The organism is Natrialba aegyptia DSM 13077 (assembly GCF_000337535.1).
In the GTDB taxonomy this organism is placed as follows: domain Archaea; phylum Halobacteriota; class Halobacteria; order Halobacteriales; family Natrialbaceae; genus Natrialba; species Natrialba aegyptia.
Genome location: NZ_AOIP01000060.1, coordinates 25,310 through 43,819, shown reverse-complemented (window position 1 = coordinate 43,819; position 18,510 = coordinate 25,310). Strand labels below are relative to the sequence as shown.

Below are 18,510 nucleotides of genomic sequence, written 5' to 3'. Positions count from 1 at the left end.
TTTGATTTACAATAGTACACGGGTAAAGGTATGCGTAGCACCGTTTCAGTGTGTGGGTCGCCGGTTCGTGATGCGGAAGTAACTCCCGACCTGGTTCCATCGGTTCCCCGGCTGCTTCCGAGGTTGAACTCTCCCGCTGGCTACCGGCACGAAATGAGTGACCGTTCGTAGAGCCGCTTGAGACATGAACGATCGATTGTTGGAAATATGTCTGTTACCCGAGTACATGTCGATTTGTTGTTGTTTACACCCCGCTCCTCCCTGGTGTTTCCCGGAATTATAGTGTGAAAAAATAACACATAAGATAGCCGACCTCTGTGACGGATGTCTTTGCTTGGACGTATCAAAGGTATCTCAGTTACCGTCGCCGACTCGGCAGTCTGACACCCATCAATCCCATTGCTCTCATCTTATCGCTCGAACGATCCACGGTGCGTTCCGCTCTCAATCATGGCGTTGTGTTTATAACTAGTAGAAAAATATAATACATTCCGGATGAACCTATGGTAATAGCGTATAGTGGTGCGGCGGCTGTAGAACGACCGTCGAAGCGGCAATGCCGGAACGCGACTGCGCGGAGTACTGGACGGAGAGAGTCGGCGGACGCGTTCACCGCCGGAGGGCCGCGCCCGGGCGCTATCGGGAGACAGTTATGAACGATAAACAACCGTCGGATGGCGAGGGCATCGACAGCGAACTACACTCGAGCGACGTCTCGCGCAGGGACTACTGCAAACTGATCAGCGCCGCTTCAGCGGCAGGAGCGGTCGGTGCAGTCGGCACAGTTGGCGCGAGTAGTCATGTTCCGGTCGGCAATGGCAGCTACACGACAGCGTTGCCATCGGGAGCGGAGGCACCACAGGCGGCTATCTGGACGACACCGGAGTTCGGCGGCGATCCGGTTCCGACCAACGACTGGTGGTCGAGTCTCGTCTGGAACTCGTTCTCCGAGAACATGTTCTCTCAGCCGCTGATGCTTCGGGCGGAAGAGGACGGTCTTCTCGTCAAGAATCCGACCGAGTGGATCGATGGGTCGACAACAGTAATGGACAATCGGGGGCGCGATCTGACGATCGGACATGCGGGTACCGATAGCTTCGGCGACGCGCGTCTCGACGATCACGGCGACTGGTCGGTCGATGCGGTCTGGGGCGATGGAACCGCCACCACACTGCGTGCAACGTTCGCACAGGGATCACCGTTCGTGTTCTGCGAATACGGTGGCGGCGGCGCCGAGATCGGTTTTGACGATGTGCCGGCGGTTTGGGCCGACGAGGGCAACGTTCTCGGCGTCACGGTCTCCGGTCATCACTACGGGTTGTTCGCCCCCTCGGGAACGAACTGGACGGGCATCGGGACCGACACGCTCGCCAACGACCTCGGCGGCGCGGGATACTGCTCGATCGCAGCCCTTCCCGAGACCGGATCCCTCGAGACGTTCGAGGCGTACGCGTACAATTTCGTCACCGACACCCAGGTCGACTGGGAGTACGATCAGGCAAATGCCGCGGTCCACACGACCTACAGCTTCGAGACTGCCGATAGACCCGAGAGCGCGGCGGCGGGAACGATCACAGCCCTGCATCCCCACCAGTGGAAATACAGCGACGACGAGACGTTGGGCACGACCTACACGTCCCCGCGCGGAGAGATGCGCGTCGTTGCCGGACCATCGTTCTCGACGACCTACGACTACGGCGGCATGCTCCCGTTCTTGCCCGACGAAGGAGAGTACGATACCGCGGAACTACGGGGATATATCGACGAGATCGGTACCGCGATCGACGGGCCAGACACGTACAACGTCGGCAAGGACTACGGCCGACTGGTCGAGAGCAAGGCGCTTGCCGAACAGTTCGGCTCGAGCGACAAGCGCGACGATATCGTCGGCTCACTTCGCGACCACCTCGAGCGGTGGCTGCAGGCCGAGAGCGGATCGGACGAACTGTTCTACTACGACGACAACTGGGGGACCCTGCTCGGGTATCCCGAGAGCCACGGCTCGGCGTCGTCGCTGTCCGATCACCACTTCCACTACGGGTACTACGTCCGCGCCGCCGCCGAGATCGCGCGTACGAACCCCGGGTGGGGCACTGCATCCGAATGGGGCGGCATGATCGAGCACCTGATTCGCGACTACGCAACCCCCGATCGCGAAGACGATATGTTCCCCTTCGCCCGGAACTTCAGCCCCTACTGCGGGCACTCCTGGGCGGAAGGAGGCGGCGCAGAGTTCGCCGACGGGAACAACCAGGAATCCTCCTCCGAAGCGCTCAACGCGTACGCGGCGATCATCGAGTGGGGCGAATACACCGACAACGCGGAACTGCGGGACTTCGGCGTCTACCTGTACACGACCGAACTCCACGCCGTCCACGAGTACTGGTTCGACGCCGACGACACGAATCACCCCGACTCGTGGGACTACGACACCGCCGGGATGGTGTGGGGCAACGGCTACGCCTACGCCACCTGGTGGACCGCGGACGAGGAGGCCATCCACGGTATCAACTGGCTCCCGCTCGCCGGCTACTCACTCCACCTGGGGTGGGACGATGCGGCCCCCGAAGCGAACTACGACGAACTCGTCGCGAACAAGGGGACCGACGAGTTCAGCTACTGGCCGGATCTCATGTGGATGTACCGGGCGTTCTCCGACGGACAGGATGCCGTCGACAAGTTCGAGGCGCGAAAGGACGAGTACGAGGTCGAGGGCGGCCACACCCGCGCCCAGACGTATCACTGGATCTACAACCTTCGTGCGATGGGCGCACCGGATGGCGACGTTACCGCTGATACGCCGTTCTACCAGGTGTTTAGCGACGGGACCCAGCGGACCTACGTTGCCTACAACGCCGGCGACTCCGAGCAGACCGTCTCCTTCTCCGATGGGACGCAGTTGTCCGTCCCGGCGAACTCGATGGCGACGGCTACCGGTGATGATGGTGGTGATGGCGGCGACGGTGGTGATGGTGGCGACGGCGGCGACGGTGGTGATGGTGGCGACGGCGGCGACGGTGGCGATGGTGATGGAGAGACCTATTCCGGAGACGCCGGTGGTGGATGGACTGCGACCGTTTCGGACGGCGGTCACTGGGAGTTCGATCCGAACGACGCTGCCGACTGGGCGGACGTGCAGTTCGACGACGGCGGCGGCTGGATCGGGTATCGCATGGCGGCCGACGGAGGCACCCACGTCCACACTCGTGACGCCGCCGATGATGGCGACTCGATCGATGTCCGGTTCGTCTGGGACGACGGGGCTGGTGGGCAGTACGTCTCTGCTGCGTTCACACACCAGTACTGACCGGTTCCGATCGGCTGGATAGAGACGGACCGGATCGGTGGCGAAGACATCGATCCGGCCCGATTTTGCAAAAGACTGATTAGCGGCTGCTCCAGTGATGGGGGCATGGACAGGGACCCACTCCGGGACGCGCTACAGGACGCGGGGTTGACCTCGTACCAGGCCGACGCATACATCACGCTACTCGAGCAAGGAATGATGCCGGCGGTGGCGGTCGCCAAGCGCTGTTCCGTCCCGGTGTCCCAGATCTACGACGTCCTTCGCGCTCTCGAGCGGATGGACTACATCGAGACGTTCGATCAGGACAAACTCCACGCCCGCCCGCGGGAGCCGATCACCGTTCTCCGCGAACTCCGGTCCCGGAGCGAGCTGATGAACTCGGCGGCGGATGCGATCGAAGATCGGTGGGAGCAACCGGCAGTTAGCGACCACAAGGTAAGCGTCGTCAAACACGAGGAGACGGTCATCGACCGGGCGCGAGACCTGATTCGGGACGCGGAGAGCTTCATCGAACTGTCGGCGACCGTCGACCAATTCCGGACCCTCACGAACGCCCTGGAGGACGCCCGCGATCGCGGCGTCATCACGAAGGTGGCGGTATACGGGGTCGATCTGGAAGCGCAACTCGCGACCGTCTCGTTCGAAGAAACGGTGACAGAACTTCGCGCGTGCCGAATTCCGGGGCCGTTCCTGCTCGTGGCAGACCGCACGCAGACGTGCTTTACGCCGAACGATTGGGCCAACAGACCGTTCGGCGTTCTGATCGACGACTACATTCTCTCGTTTATCTTCCACTGGTACTTCCAGACGGGCGTCTGGGCGCTCTGGGAGACGGTGTACGAGGATACCGACCCGCCCTACATCTACATGACTCTCGAAGAGTTCGTCCAGGACGTCGCGCCGCTCTGGCGGGACGGAGCGACCGTCGCAGTGACTGTCGACGGGACGTGGGCCGACACGAACGACGCCTGCGAGATCACCGGGGTCGTCACCGACATCGGATACCCGGGCGTTTACCGGTCTGAGGGCCGTCCATCGTTCGAGGAGGTAGCCGGCTTCCTGCAACTGACGCTGGCCGCCGATGGCGACCTGTACAGCGTCGGCGGATGGGGGACCGTTTACGAGGATATCGAGGCGGTCCAGATTACGCTCGAGGCCATCGAGTTCGACGAACCGAACAGTGGGGAGAGCGCCGACGGCGACGACGTATCGGCGGCCGCGCTCGAATCGGAAGACGATTGATCGACGACGCTTCTCGAACTCGATCGTGACCGCTCCAGTGAACTCGTCGGACCGGCGTTTGACTCGGATCCGCACGCGAGTGCCGACCCGGTCGCTGACCACCCCTGCGTGAGTGACGAGGCCCGCGTTCTCGGTTGCCGCTACGACGGGGCGTCGAGTCAGGAGCAACCGCGGTCGGCACGAAAGACAAGCCGTACGAACCGGCCAAACACGTCAATTATGAAGAATTACTTTTATCATTGATGTGACTGTGACATCTATTGTGTCTTCCGGTGGCTCGCGTCGAGTCGATGAGTCGATAGAGTGACACTACCGCAAGCGTGGTCGGAAGACGCCGATCCGTCGGGAGACATCGGATACAATCCAATTGCAAATTATGAAAAACAAACGACACGAAGCACGGAGCGCAGAGGATTCGACAGACGCGACCATTCCGCGCAGGCGGTTTCTGGGTGCGGCTGCGGCGACCGCAGCCGGTTCCGGTCTTGCGAGTTCAGTCGCGAGTGCGGCTCCCGGTGACGTCGCGTTCGCGGTCAACGCCGGCGGGAGTGCCTACACGGCTGCGGACGGGACTGACTATCGGGCAGATACGAGTTATAGCGGCGGGAGCGCTGCACAGTCGAGCGATTCGATCGCCGGTACCGACGACGACGACCTCTACCGGAGCGAGCGATACGGCGAGTTCAGCTACGACATTGAACTCGCTGCCGGGACGTACGACGTGGAACTCCACTTCGCCGAGACGTACTGGGAGGCGAGCGGCGATCGCGTGTTCGATGTTTCGGTAGCGGGTACCGAGGCGGTCGCCGATCTCGACATCTACGCCGAGGTCGGTCACGACGCGGCGCTGGTGCGGACGGTTTCCGGCGTCGATGTTTCCGGCGGGACGCTCACGATATCGGCTACTGGCGATGTCGACAACGCCGTGATCAACGCGATCAGGGTGGTCGAAGCCACCGGCGACGGCTCATCCGGCCAGCAGCCGTACGGCGGATCGGCGTGGACGATTCCCGGTCGCATCGAGGCCGAAGACTACGATACCGGTGGCGAAGGTGTCGCCTATCACGACACCACATCGGGGAACGCCGGCGGCGCGTACCGCGACGACGATGTCGATATCGAGTCCGCAACCGAGGGCGGGTACAACGTCGGCTGGATCGCGGCCGACGAGTGGCTCGAGTACACCGTTGACGTCGACGGTGACGATACCTACGACCTGGATCTTCGAGTCGCCTCGACCTCGGGCGGACGGGTTCGCGTCGAGGTCGACGGGACCGACGTCACCGGCTCGATCGAGTTCGATGCCACCGGCGGCTGGCAAGAGTGGACGACTATTGCCGCCGGTTCAGTCAATCTGGCCGCCGGTCAACACGTCGTTCGAGTCTACGCGGAGACCGGTGACTGGAACTTCAACTATCTCGAGTTGCGCCCCGCGGGCGATGACGCTGGGGCGACCTATCCCGACGATCCAGGGAACCTCGACGGCCGGTCCTGGAACCAGTTCTTCGCCGACCACTTCGACGGCGACTCGCTCGATACGAGCGTCTGGGTGGATCAGGAGGGGAATGGCCACGACTACGGCGCCCCTGGCTGGGGGAACAGCGAGGAGCAGTATTACAGCCAGGACAACAGGTGGGTTGAGAATAGCAATCTGGTCGTCGAGATTCGCGAGGAACAGGCGTCGGACGAACACGGAACGTACGACTATACGTCGGGGAAGCTGGTGACCCAGGGGAATCTGGACTTCCAGTACGGTCGCGTCGACTTCCGTTCGAAGCTCGTCGAGGACCAGGGACTGTGGCCGGCCCACTGGATGTTACCGGCCGGCGACACGGCCTGGCCGGACGACGGCGAGATCGACATCATGGAACTGGTCGGTAACGAACCCGCGGCGGTCCACGGAACCGTCCACGGACCCGGTTACTCGGGCGGCGGCTCCATCGGCGGGGACTATCACCTCGACAGTGGCGTCTTCGCCGACGACTTCCACGTCTTCTCCGTCGTGTGGGACCCCGGTGTGATCAAGTGGTACGTCGACGGCGAGCACTTTTTCACGGTCACCCGCGAGGACGTCGAGAGCGGCGGTAACGACTGGGTGTTCGACGACGGCCCCTTCTGGTTGATTCTCAATTGCGCCGTCGGCGGCGAGTGGCCCGGCTCGCCCGACGAAACGACGACCTTCCCGCAGCGGATGGAGATCGACTACGTTCGACTGTTCACCGAAGCGTAAGCACGAATCGAGACGATAACCGGTGGGGGGATCTCTTATTCAGTGGTGTGCCACCGGCGGAACGGGCATCCCATTGTGAGGGCAACAGCTGACCGAGACCGCTTCATTTATTCGAGGAGCCCACGCGAGAACCATGTCACTGAAACGGACGGCCGCGAACCGCCGTTACCGCTCGTCGGCGTCGAGGCTGGCTCCCTCGAGCGGCTCGCTGTGCCAGTATTCGCTGTCTTCCCCGCTACGAAAGCAGGACGCTCGGTGGGACGCCTCGCCGACCGAGCGCCTGTCAGGGGTCGTTTCACGGCAGTGTTCAGTCGCGTACGGACACCGCGTGTGGAACCGGCAGCCGGCGGGTGGATCGACCGGATCGGGGATATCGGTCTCCAGAACCGGCGGCTCTGCCGGACCCTTCTCAATGCCGAGGGAAGGAGTCACCCACTTCAACACCTTCGTATGGGGTGCTGTGGGTTTCGGAGCACTTCTTCCGCATCACCGAGTTCAACGAGTTCACCGAGGTACATCACGCCGAGTCGACCGTCGGCGTGCTCGGCCAAGTAGCGAGCGTTCGAAAGGTCGTGTGAGATAAAGAGAAACGACGTGTCGAATGCGTCCTGGAGCTCGAGCATTAGGTCCATCACTTCGACGCGCAGTGAGACGTCGAGCGCGCTCACGGCCTCGTCGGCCAGGGTGAGGTCCGGATTCATCAACAGCGCTCGAACCAGTGCGACGCGCTGTTTCTCCCCGCCGCTCAGTTGATGGGGATACCGTCGGGGCGTAGTCGTGGGGCGGCGTCATCCCGACGCGCTCTAACATCGCGAGGATTCGCGCCTCACGGTCTTCGGGACCCAGCTCTGTCTGAACCGTCTTCAGCGGTTCGGCAAGCGACGCCTCGACGGTTCGGTGTGGATTCAGCGACGATCCGGATTTTACTGCGTGTCCGTGCGCCCCGGATGGAAACGGCGGGAATCGGTGGCCGGATATGAAGTGTCGCTGACCGGCGTGTTCGACTGCGGGAAACAAGCGGCTGACCACGTGCGGTAATCGTTTCTCCTGCTCGCCGATCCGTCGCATTCCGGACGGTGAGGGATACATTTATTTACTACCTCTCCAGATACCTACATCCATGACAAGCCTAGAGGACAGTGAGTCATACCTAGATCCATCGCTCCCGATCGAAGAGCGCGTCGTAGACCTCCTCGACCGGATGACGCTCGAAGAGAAGATCGGCCAGCTAGCTGGTTCCTACATCGGGGTGCTTGCTGATGGCCCCCGCGGGGTCGACGACGTTATCGACGAAATCGACGAGTACCACATCGGCGCAGCCGCCCCCTTCGGCTGGGGCGGCTCGCCCAACGAGTCAATCGCGGAGGCCACGGACGCGGCTCGCCGACTGCAAAAGCACGCCCTTGAATCGACGCGACTCGGTGTCCCGCTGCTGTTCGCCGCCGACGCGATTCACGGTCACGCCTACATCAAAGAGTCGACGGTCTTCCCGAACAACCTCGGTGCAGCGGCGACGTGGAGTCCCGATCTCGTCGAGCGTGCCGCCGAAATCACCGCGACGGAGATGCGAGCAACGGGGGCTGCCCAGAACTACAGCCCGACGTGCGATGTCGCTCGCGATCCGCGGTGGGGACGAACCGGAGAGACGTTCGGCGAGAGCCCGTTCCTCGTCGGGGCGCTGGCAAGCAGCGAGATCCGAGGCTATCAGGGTAGTGGCCCCGGAGACGCCGTACTCGCGACGGCAAAACACTTCCCGGCCTACGGAGCACCGACGCGCGGTGAGGACGCCGCACCGGTCGATGTCTCCCCGTCCACGCTCCGACAGATGCTCCTCCCGCCGTTCGAGGCAGTCCTCGACGAGGACGTTGGGGCAGTAATGCCGTGCTATAACTCGATCGACGGCGAACCGGCTCACGGGTCCCGCCGATATCTGACCGACCTCCTTCGGGAGGAACTGAACTTCGACGGAATCGTCGTTTCCGACTGGAACGGCATTACCCAGTTGCACGAGGACCACCGCACGGCGGGGACCCCGATCGAAGCAGCACGTCAAACGCGCCTTGCGGGCCTCGACATCGGCTCGGTTGCCGGTGGCGAACACGCACAGCACATCCGGGATCTCGTCGAGCAGGGCGCAGTGTCCGAACAAGTGATCGAGGACAGCGCCGAACGGGTACTGCGGGCGAAGTTCGCTCTCGGTCTCTTCGAGGATCCGTATCCGGACCCCGATGCTGAAGACGTACTGGGCGCTCCCGCCCATCTCGACACCGCTCGCGAGGCCGTTCGGAAGTCGCTTACCCTGTTGCAAAACGAGGAGGACGTACTCCCCCTCGACGATAGCGTCGACGAGGTATTCGTGACCGGCCCGAACGCCGACGAGATGGTCCACCAGAACGGCGGCTGGAGCTGCAACGCGGACACCGGCGTTCCCGGGACGACGATTCTCGAGGGAATCTCCGATACCGTCGATACCGACACGGTCGTCACCCACGAACCCGGCAGCGGGATTTCCACTCCCGACGATGTCGATGCCGCCGCAGAACGCGCCGCCGAAGCGGATATCGCCGTGGTCGCCCTCGGCGAGGACTGGTATCTTCACGAGTTCGGTCCGTCCGCGGAGACCGAGGGGGAGACCGGCGAGTTCCCGACGCGGAACGAACTCTCGCTTCCGGACGCACAGCGTGACCTCGTCGCGGCAGTATCCGCGACCGGCACACCGATCGTTGCAGTCCTCGTCACCGGTCGCCCGCTGGCCGTCGAGTGGTTGGCAGCGGAAGTCCCGGCGATCCTCATGGCGTACTATCCCGGTCGGGTCGGCGGCGAGGTGATCGCAGAGACCCTGTTCGGGAACGCCGAACCCGGCGGGCGGCTTCCGATTTCGATCCCGCGCTCGGCGGAGACGCTCCCGACGTACTTCAACCACCTCCCCCATCCACAACCGATCGGGGCAGACGAGCACCCGGCATCGTACGATCCGCTGTTCGAGTTCGGCCACGGACTCAGCTACACCACTATCGAGTACGAGTCGGTCGACGTTTCCCGTGACGCGGTCCGTCCGGACGAGGAGCTTACGGTTCGAGCCACCGTGGCCAACACCGGCGATCGGCACGGAAGCGAGGTCGTCCAGGTGTTTGGCCGAGACGAGTTCAGTTCGGTGGTAACGCCCGTCCGCGAACTGTGGGCGTTCGAGCGCGTTGAACTCGATCCCGGGGAGCGAACGGAGGTGGAACTTCGGCTCAGCGCGGACGAGATTGGACGCTTCGAACAATCGCATGGTGAGCGAATCCAGGAGGGACGTCTCCGGCTCTTCGTTGCGGATCGAACGTTCGACCTCGACGTACGGTGATGCACTGACTGCCGCTCGTTTCTTGCGGAAGTGGTCCTTCTTTCTTTTCTTTTTTCTTTTTTCTTTTCCGACAGTCGAGTTCGTTACGACCCCACTCTAGTGACCGTGTCGCTGACGAGGAGGCGCTATGGCGGCAGTCCTCGTTCAATAGGTGTTTAAATTTTTACTTTGCGAGAAATATATGGAGAGTGCTACCTATTATTGTAGAATCTAGATCGAGAACCGCACTACAGTAGGCGATTGAATTGATATAGTACTCATGATTGTCAGATACTAGCTAGAATATGATATGTGTTCTGGCGAGTACTATCTCTGAAAGAGGCGAGATTCTGCGCGCCATCGGGCACACCGGTTCTCGGCCCCTCCAGAATAGGTGGTCTTCTACTTCCATACCGGAACAACACAGTCGATTCGCTGAGCGGTCCCTCTCTTCGGTCCGCTCTGCTTGTGCTACTGGCCGAACGTGTAGGACTCCCACCCAGTCCATTTACAGAGCGGCACGTGTAATGTAATCCCGCGATCTATTTACAGACGTACTACTGTATATCCATTTGGGTCCGTGGATCGCAGACGACCCGAAAGAAGGACGGCTGTGAGAGTGACATCTATTCGCGATTGATACACGCATCTACTACCCATTAGTTTCTGACTGTGCTCCATCAGTTGGCACGGTCTAATTGAGCCAGTTTGAGAGGCGAGTAGGGCACGAATTTGATTTGGATCGGTGCTCGCAGACCGGCTCAGCAAGAGCGACGAGCCGAATTGAGAAGAATCTTGAGAGAACGAGCGGACGGTCGTTGGGCCGTTTGCCGTCCGCCTCGATCAGACTGATTGTTCACTCGAGAACCAATAACGATTCTTACGGAACGAGGCGTTGGATGTTCTCACGGAATACTGTATGGTTGATATATGTGGTGGTTTATGCAGAACGTGGTCCGCCGACGGAGAGCCGTCGCAGGTCGCTGTCGACGAGACTGCTGTCAAGATCAATGAAGAGCTGTCTTGTCTATACACTGCAATACATATCGAAACAACGTTGATCCTTGATGTCACGTTGTGTGGTCTGTCTGGCACTGCTCCAGCGGCTTCATTTTTGTATAAAACCTGCGAGAAATACGATCTCTCCGAGGTTGAACTGCTTATTGATCGATGCAGCTACTGGTGTGTCTTCTCACGGTTCGGGTTGAGCTACCTGGTTAACTATATCGCCTGAAAACGCATTGGACAGCGGTTTTACATCCTCGAAATACGTATCGGCTGCTTGCAGAACTCGTGGGTGTGCAGTCGGGCGGGCGTCCGCAAGTGTCTTGAATAATTTGCACAGTTCTATAACCACCAAAGACCGCATCGATCGTTCGACGGAGGAACGCCAGCTGACGAGGTGCTAAACTGGACAGTGTCTTCTCATTGTATCTCTTATTTTTCGATAGTATCATACCAACCGGATGACTGCTGCTCGCAGCCGGTGATCCCTCCGTCTCTGCCGGATCAGTTCGGTTACCGTGTCGACAGTATCGGTATCGAACGGGACTGTGCGGTCGAACTCGTGCTACTCGAGTTCAGCGGTGGCGTCGGGTGTGGCTGTTGGTTGTTCGTCTTTGTATTCCTGTTTGTCCGTGGTCGGGTCTCGGTCGTGGCTGGGTCCCTGGGTCGCTCGGAACGCGAGGATACCGAGTGCTGCCGTCCAGAGGAGAGCTGTCGCGGCCGGACTGTGAACCGCGAGTCCGGGACTAGGATTCCACGCCGTCCGCAGCGGGAACAGCCACCGAATTCCCATCGGGGAGAGCGAATCGATCGCGAGGTGTGAGCCGATGGCCAACCCGCCGGCCAGTGCAACCGATCGGTTGCGACTGACGAGGTAGAGCCCTGCGAGGAGCCCAATCGCGAAAAGCGGCGTGTGCGTCAGTCCGCGGTGCACGAACGGCCATCCCCAGTCGGCGGGGAACAGAAAGTCACCGTCCGGGAGGAGCCCGAGAACGAGTCCAAGTCGCGGATCGGCGTCGGTCAACCCGCGAACGAGCGCGTACCCGACGAAAGCGTGTGTGGCGAACGCACTGAATAGAAACAGTAGTCGTCCGAGTTCCATATCCGTTTATCCGCTCTTTCGGAGGACTCGCTCACATAGTTTGCGGTCGTGAGGTCCGGTCGGTGGCGCTATCTCCTCAGTTACCACCGTTCCGGTAAAACGGTCGCCGGAACCGGATGCCGGCGTCGTGGATCTGCCAGCGGATTTCCAGACCGATCCACACGAGCCCGGTGAGGAGTGCGATTCCGACCGCGGCGAACTCGGATGACCCCATCCAGACGGGGCTCGCGAACAGGAGCCCGTTGTATATTCGATGCGGAAGGGTCGATTCGATGAAGTCTCCGATAGAGCCGAGGGGGTCGATGTCGATGAGACTGCTCCCACCACCCCCACCGCTGCTGCTCTCGGCTTCGGTCTGGGACTCGAGGCCGAGTTCGCTGGCGCTTTGCCCGCCGTCGCTTTCGTCTCCGGTTTCGATCCGTTCGGCCTCGTAGGGGAGCGTCGAGCCGACTTCCCAGACGATATCGCCGGACTCGTTGAGTTCCATCACGCGGTTGCCGTGTGTGTCGGTGACGAGCGTGTTTCCGTTGGGAAGGCGGTCCGCGTCGCGGGGCCATTGCATCTGGCTGTCGGACCATTCCCAGGAGCGAGTCCACTCGCTGCCGTTGCGCTGGAACTCCTGGATGCGTCCGTTTTCGGAGTCGGCGACGACGACGGCCGGGCCGCCCTGACTTTCGGGGATGTAGTCTGGATTGTGCTGTTCGTACTGGACGTCGTATTCGTTTTCGTCTCCGAGCGTCCAGTCTTCGACGAGCCCGTCCTGCGGATCGAGGAAGACGACCTGGTCCTGATTCCGCAGACTGGCCATGAGATTGCCCGCCATTTCGCCCTCTTCGATGTACTCCACGTCATTGATGTGGGCCCAGTCACCCGGGTAGGGGCCGCCCCCTTCGACGGGGAAGTCGCTCTGTGCGTCCCAGAGCCAGTCGACGACTTCCGTCTCGGTGTTCACGATGAACACCTGGTCCGCGACGATGTCGGCGATCGCGATGTGGGTCTCGTTGATGCGATCGGCGTCGTGCCACTCGCCGGCGGTTTCCTGGTGATCATATCGTTCGTAGAGGACGTCGACCTCACCGGTCGAGAGGTTGGCACGCTCGACGACGTTCAGCGCACACGGCGGCGCAGAACACGTCGGCCCTTCGGTGTGGATCGTGTCGGTCGCCGTGTACTCGATCGTCATCGACTCGTTTTCGACGGGATCGACGTCGAAGTACTTCGTTCGCGTGTTGTTGTAATAGACTGGTTCGCCGTCGGGTGCGTACGCGGTGATCGTGCCGGCGCGTCCCGACTCGGTAATGACGGTGTGGTTCTCCGTCGGCGGTGCCTCGGGTAACTCGTCTTCGGACGCAGTTGAGAGTCCGCCCGAAGTCGCCGCGCTGGCGACGACGGCGGCCGAAACGAGGATGAGAACGGCAAATGCGATTCGAAGCCGAGTTCGTGAGAGTGCTGAACGAACGCGATCGAGCGACGGTCGTTGTCGATCTGTCACGGTGGATTCACCTCCGAGAGTTCACGGCGCAGTCGGGGAGTCATCGAGTGTTATTTCACGAGGCGAGATACTAGTACTTTTGCTACTATTCTTCCGGTGTCAGCGCTCGGTGTCGCCGTTGCTCTCGGTAGTTGCGTTCGCTTCCGACTGCGCCGGCCGTTTCCCAGTCGCTGCGACGTCCAATGGATCCTCGATATCGCCCATAACGACCTCTAGAAGATCGGTCACGGTCACCAGCCCGACGACGTCGCCGTCTTCGATCACGAGCGCGAGTTCTTGTGATTCGGCCTGGAACTGGTCGATCGCGTCGCTGACATCCGTATCGGGTGAGAGCGTCATCGGCGGTGCAGCGACCGCCTCGAAGTCGATCTCACCGGCGGCTAACTCCTCGCGGTGTCTGGCGAAGATCGGGAAGTAGACGATGCCGCGAAAGTCCGTTACATCCGAGCCGACGAGCGGATAGCGCGTTTGTGGATGGGCCTCCATGCGGCGACGGTTCTCCTCGAAGTCTTCCTCCGTCGACAGCGCGACGATTTCCTCGGGCGGAATCATCACCTCTCGAATCGGCTGTTCGCCGATCTGCAGCGCGTTCATGACTTCCTCGCGGCGCTCCTCGCTGAGGTCGCTCTGATCGAGAACCGTTCCGAGTTGGTTGCGGAGGTCCGCCCGGGATTGGATCACGTCTTCTTCGGTTTCGAGCCACGCGCCGGTCATCTCGATACCGAACAGGTTGAGCGTCCGCTTTGCGACCCAGTCGCCGAATCGGATCAGCGGCGAGATTACCCACGCGAACCAGTATAACGGTCCGGAGCCATACTGACAGACCTGCTTTGAACGCTCAACACCGAGATACGTCGGCGTTTGCTCGCCGTGGGTGAGGTGAACCATGTTGATAAGAAAGAACGCGAAAAGCGATCCGGCACCGACCGACGCAAGGAACGAATTCTGGAAAAGCGGTTCGAAAACGGCTGCGAGCCCCGGTTCAGCGATAATACCGAGGGCGATACTGGTTCCGGAGATCCAGATCTGGCAGGTCGTCAGATAGAGTTCGAGATCGTCGGTCATCTCCCACGCTCGCCGCAAACCCGGCGTATCGAACTCGGACTTGGGATATTGCCGAGCGCGCGTCAGCCCGAATTCGATCGCGACGAAGTACGCGTTTATCAGGATGAGCAGTACGCCTGCAAGTATTCGTCCGGCGATCTCCAACGAGTTCATTATTGTCTTGTTAGCTAGTGGGGTCTAAATCGGTGGGTATGAATTATCATTGTTCCGTCCCAAAACAACGGCTCTGGTGAATCACTAGACGGCATCGACTTCTGAGGTACGAGTCAGTAGTTTGTGGCGCTACTCTGAAACCATTTAGCTACGAGTTCGAAGGAATCCACGATGGCAGAACGATTGGACTCTGCCACAGGCCTTCTAAAGCCACTCAACCGAACGCTGTATGGCGATTCACCAAAGCCAAAACAACCGATATCGTTCGGTTATGAACTCGCTCTCGTCCGTTTGAGCCGCTTGGCTGTTCGATTTCCGAGCGGGCGATCGACTCCGTCTCTGCACCCGACGACAACTCGTTCGGAGCGCTATCACGCCATCCCTCTTTCTCTCTCTCTCTCGGAGATTTCCCCGGTTCTCTGTCGTTGCCGGTGTAAGGGTAATGGGTCTCGCAGCCGTCGATCACGTATGGAGACGGATACCGCGGAGTTCGACTTCCTCGTCGTCGGATCGGGTTCCGGACTGGACGTAGCGAGCGCCGCAGTGAACCGCGGCCAGTCAGTCGCGGTCGTCGAGAAGGGGCCCCTCGGCGGCACCTGTCTCAATCGCGGCTGCATTCCGTCGAAGAAACTGCTGTACCACGCGGAGGTGCGACGGACCATCGAGCGCGCCGACGAGTTCGGGATCAATGCCGAGGTGACCGGCGTCGACTTCGCCGAGATCGTCCGCGAGGTCAACGAGGACGTGTCGGGAAGTTCGGACTCGATTTACAACGGCGTGCAGGCCTCGGAGCAGCACACGCTGTTCGAAGGCGAGTGTCGCTTCGTCGACGATCGAACGGTCGAACTCGTCGACGGGCCGGACGCCGGTGCACGCGCCCGCGCCGACACGGTTCTCATCGCGGCCGGCACGCGTCCGGCCATCCCGCCGATCGACGGCATCGACGCCGTCGACTACCTCACCAGTCGGGACGCCCTCCAACTCGAGACGCCGCCCGATCACCTCGTCATCGTCGGCGGTGGCTTCATCGCGGCCGAACTCGCGCACTTCTTCGGGACGTTCGGCAGCGATGTATCGATCGTGGGTCGCCGCCGGTACCTGCTTCCGGAGAGCGACGAGGATAGTGCGGCCGCGCTCACCGAGCGTTACGACGAGCGCTTCGACGTGCACACGGGGTACGAGGCCGTCGCCGCCTCGCAATCCGGCGAGGATGTAACTATCGAGGCGCGGCCGTACCCGCCGGCGTGGGACGATCCGTCGGCGCACGATCCCGTCGCCGTAACCGGCGACACCGTGCTCGTCGCGGCGGGCCGACAGCCGAACTCGGATACGCTGAACCTTGGTGCCACCGGCGTCGAAACCGACGAGTTCGGCTTTATCGAGACGGACGAGTACCTGCGCACGACGGCGGACGGAATCTGGGCACTCGGAGACATCGTCGGGGAGTACCTGCTGAAGCACAACGCGAATCACGAGGCTCGGGCCGTCGTTCGAAACCTGTTCGGCGACGAACCCGAACCGGTCGATTACACGGCGATGCCCTTCGCCGTGTTCTCCTCGCCGGAAGTGGCCGGCGTGGGGGCCCGCGAGCAGACGCTCCGCGAGGCGGATCGAGAGTACGCGACGCGGACCTATCGCTACGAGGATACCGCCCGTGGGCAGGCGATGCACGCCGAAGGGTTCGTCAAGGTCGTCGCCGAACCCGACGGCGAACTACTCGGCTGTCACATCGTCGGGCCGGAGGCGTCGAATCTCATCGAGGAGGTCGTCGTCGCGATGACGGCGGGGACGGGGTCCGTCTGGGATATCCGCGAGTCGGTCCACATCCATCCGGCGCTGTCGGAGGTCGTCGATCGAGCGTTCGCCGGACAGTTCACGCGTCACGGAGGGACACACGAGCATCATCACCAGCACGGTCACGAGCAGCAGCAGTCTCACGACCACGAGCACTAGCGTTCTCACGACCGCCCCGACCACGAGCGCGAATACCCCAATCACCAGCGTGGGCGCGATCACGAGGCCCACGACGACCACGGTCGTAACCGACGAGCCGAATGGGATTATGTGAACAGTATCTGTATTTACTATACACGAAAAGTTTTAGGTCCCACTGATCAACTGTTCGCACAGGCCCTGGTATCATGTCACGAGCTATTTTCGACACCGCCGAATACGACCGTCGGCTCGACCGGACGAAAGCGCGCTTGCACGAGGAGGACCTCGACGCGATCGTCGTCGCCGACCCCGCCAACATGAACTATCTCACCGGCTACGACGGCTGGTCGTTCTACGTTCACCAGGCGGTCATCGTGACGGCCGACCGCGACGAACCGGTCTGGGTCGGCCGCGAGATGGACGCCGACGGCGCACGGGCGACGACTATCCTCTCCGCAGATAGCATCCGGTCGTACAGCGACGACCACGTCCACTCGCCGTACGACCTCCACCCGATGGACTACGTCGCGGGCGTCCTCGAAGAACTCGACGTCGACGACGGCCACATTGGACTCGAGATGGACGCCTCCTATTTCACCGCGAAATCCTACACGCGTCTGCAGGAAAACCTTCCCGAGGCCGAGTTCAGCGACGCGACGCTGCTCGTCAACTGGGTCCGGGTCAAGAAATCGGAGCAGGAACTCGCGTACATGCGCGAGGCCGCCCGCATCTCGGAAAACGCCATGCAGGCCGGAATCGATGCCATCGAGGAGGGCGTCCCCGAGTACGAGGCCGCGGCCGCGATCTACGACGCGCTCATCACCGGCACCGACGAGTTCGGCGGCGACTACCCCTCGATCGTCCCCCTGATGCCCTCGGGCGACCACACCGGCACGCCGCACCTGACTTGGACCGACCGTCCGTTCGAGGATGGCGACCCGGTCATCATCGAACTCTCGGGCTGTCGTCACCGCTACCACTCGCCGCTCGCGCGAACGACGTTCGTCGGCGACCCGCCGGCTGAACTCGAGCGGACCGCGGATATCGTCACCGAGGGAATCGAGGCCGCGCTCGACGCTGCCGAGCCGGGCGTCACCTGCGAGGCCGTCGAGAAGGCCTGGCGAGAGACCATCGCACAGTACGACATCGAGAAGGAGGATCGCATCGGGTACTCGATGGGGCTGGGTTACCCGCCGGACTGGGGCGAGCACACGGCGAGCATCCGACCCGGTGACGAGACGGTTCTCGAGGAGGACATGACCTTCCACATGATTCCGGGGATTTGGACCGAGGATATCGGCATGGAGATCAGCGAGACGTTCCACGTGACGAGTTCCGGCGCGGAGACGTTGGCGAATTTCCCGCGACAGCTGTTTACGGCGTAGCCGCGTTCGTCCCTTCGACACGCTCTTCTCGGGGCGTCCGCTCGTTTCCTCGGTGCTCTCTCGGTGACTCCTTATTCACCGGCTCACTGCGGCGAGTCGGCTCTCCGATGATGAATTATTTGTAAATTTGATATAGGATGTTAGTATATTATAAAATAAAAATTATATATAGAATATTATATACTTATATAGCCTGAGATAGAATCATTCCCTATTTATTTATTGGATGATGGTTAATTTCCGATTGATGTCTCGGAAAGACATATCTA

General features: G+C 61.2%; 9 protein-coding genes and 2 pseudogenes. 7 read left to right on the top strand and 4 right to left on the bottom strand.

The features are described from left to right. Positions 1-652: 652 nt before the first annotated feature. The 3 genes from C480_RS20540 to C480_RS20530 all read left to right on the top strand — a co-directional run bounded on the left by C480_RS20540 (position 653) and on the right by C480_RS20530 (position 6,779). The gene (locus C480_RS20540; RefSeq protein ID WP_049904146.1) at positions 653-3,307 is read left to right on the top strand and encodes a glycosyl hydrolase; all 2,655 of its coding nucleotides are present in this window, start codon (positions 653-655) and stop codon (positions 3,305-3,307) included. Positions 3,308-3,412: 105 nt separating this feature from the next. Beyond that, on the top strand, positions 3,413-4,549 hold the full coding sequence (locus tag C480_RS20535) for a TrmB family transcriptional regulator (RefSeq protein WP_006667582.1): 1,137 nt from the start codon (positions 3,413-3,415) through the stop codon (positions 4,547-4,549). 376 nt (positions 4,550-4,925) lie between these two features. After that, complete coding sequence (locus C480_RS20530; protein WP_006667581.1) at positions 4,926-6,779, top strand: malectin domain-containing carbohydrate-binding protein; 1,854 nt, start codon at positions 4,926-4,928, stop codon at positions 6,777-6,779. A 165-nt stretch (positions 6,780-6,944) separates the two neighbouring features. Here the strand turns inward: C480_RS20530 and C480_RS24865 are convergent. After that, positions 6,945-7,697, bottom strand: a pseudogene (locus tag C480_RS24865) (ABC transporter ATP-binding protein); the annotation flags it as partial. 202 nt (positions 7,698-7,899) lie between these two features. On the opposite strand from C480_RS24865, the gene C480_RS20520 reads away from it, so the two are divergent. Together C480_RS20520 and C480_RS22745 are read left to right on the top strand one after the other, a co-directional pair. Then, positions 7,900-10,125, top strand: coding sequence for a glycoside hydrolase family 3 N-terminal domain-containing protein (locus C480_RS20520; RefSeq protein WP_006667580.1), 2,226 nt, complete (start codon positions 7,900-7,902; stop codon positions 10,123-10,125). A 778-nt stretch (positions 10,126-10,903) separates the two neighbouring features. Continuing rightward, a pseudogene (locus C480_RS22745) lies at positions 10,904-11,515 on the top strand (IS6 family transposase); the annotation flags it as partial. A 159-nt stretch (positions 11,516-11,674) separates the two neighbouring features. Here the strand turns inward: C480_RS22745 and C480_RS20510 are convergent. The 3 genes from C480_RS20510 to C480_RS20500 all read right to left on the bottom strand — a co-directional run bounded on the left by C480_RS20510 (position 11,675) and on the right by C480_RS20500 (position 14,921). Further along, positions 11,675-12,211, bottom strand: coding sequence for a metal-dependent hydrolase (locus C480_RS20510; RefSeq protein WP_006667578.1), 537 nt, complete (start codon positions 12,209-12,211; stop codon positions 11,675-11,677). 76 nt (positions 12,212-12,287) lie between these two features. Beyond that, positions 12,288-13,703: an aryl-sulfate sulfotransferase gene (locus C480_RS20505; RefSeq protein ID WP_006667577.1), complete on the bottom strand. Its 1,416-nt coding sequence runs from the start codon at positions 13,701-13,703 to the stop codon at positions 12,288-12,290. Positions 13,704-13,802: 99 nt separating this feature from the next. Then, positions 13,803-14,921: a CNNM domain-containing protein gene (locus tag C480_RS20500; protein ID WP_006667576.1), complete on the bottom strand. Its 1,119-nt coding sequence runs from the start codon at positions 14,919-14,921 to the stop codon at positions 13,803-13,805. A gap of 468 nt (positions 14,922-15,389) precedes the next feature. Here C480_RS20500 and C480_RS20495 point away from each other — a divergent pair, with 468 nt between their 5' ends. Together C480_RS20495 and C480_RS20490 are read left to right on the top strand one after the other, a co-directional pair. Then, positions 15,390-16,874 (top strand): dihydrolipoyl dehydrogenase, encoded by a 1,485-nt coding sequence (locus C480_RS20495; RefSeq protein ID WP_006667575.1) that lies wholly within the window; start codon positions 15,390-15,392, stop codon positions 16,872-16,874. A 188-nt stretch (positions 16,875-17,062) separates the two neighbouring features. After that, the gene (locus tag C480_RS20490; protein ID WP_006667574.1) at positions 17,063-18,241 is read left to right on the top strand and encodes a M24 family metallopeptidase; all 1,179 of its coding nucleotides are present in this window, start codon (positions 17,063-17,065) and stop codon (positions 18,239-18,241) included. Positions 18,242-18,510: the final 269 nt, after the last annotated feature.

Excerpts from the sequence above, each read along its gene's own strand:
- C480_RS20540 (WP_049904146.1), top strand. The coding sequence starts at position 653 with ATGAACGATAAACAACCGTCGGATGGCGAGGGCATCGACAGCGAACTA.
- C480_RS20535 (WP_006667582.1), top strand. The coding sequence starts at position 3,413 with ATGGACAGGGACCCACTCCGGGACGCGCTACAGGACGCGGGGTTGACC.
- C480_RS20530 (WP_006667581.1), top strand. The coding sequence starts at position 4,926 with ATGAAAAACAAACGACACGAAGCACGGAGCGCAGAGGATTCGACAGAC.
- C480_RS20520 (WP_006667580.1), top strand. The coding sequence starts at position 7,900 with ATGACAAGCCTAGAGGACAGTGAGTCATACCTAGATCCATCGCTCCCG.
- C480_RS20510 (WP_006667578.1), bottom strand. The coding sequence starts at position 12,211 with ATGGAACTCGGACGACTACTGTTTCTATTCAGTGCGTTCGCCACACAC.
- C480_RS20500 (WP_006667576.1), bottom strand. The coding sequence starts at position 14,921 with ATGAACTCGTTGGAGATCGCCGGACGAATACTTGCAGGCGTACTGCTC.
- C480_RS20495 (WP_006667575.1), top strand. The coding sequence starts at position 15,390 with ATGGAGACGGATACCGCGGAGTTCGACTTCCTCGTCGTCGGATCGGGT.
- C480_RS20490 (WP_006667574.1), top strand. The coding sequence starts at position 17,063 with ATGTCACGAGCTATTTTCGACACCGCCGAATACGACCGTCGGCTCGAC.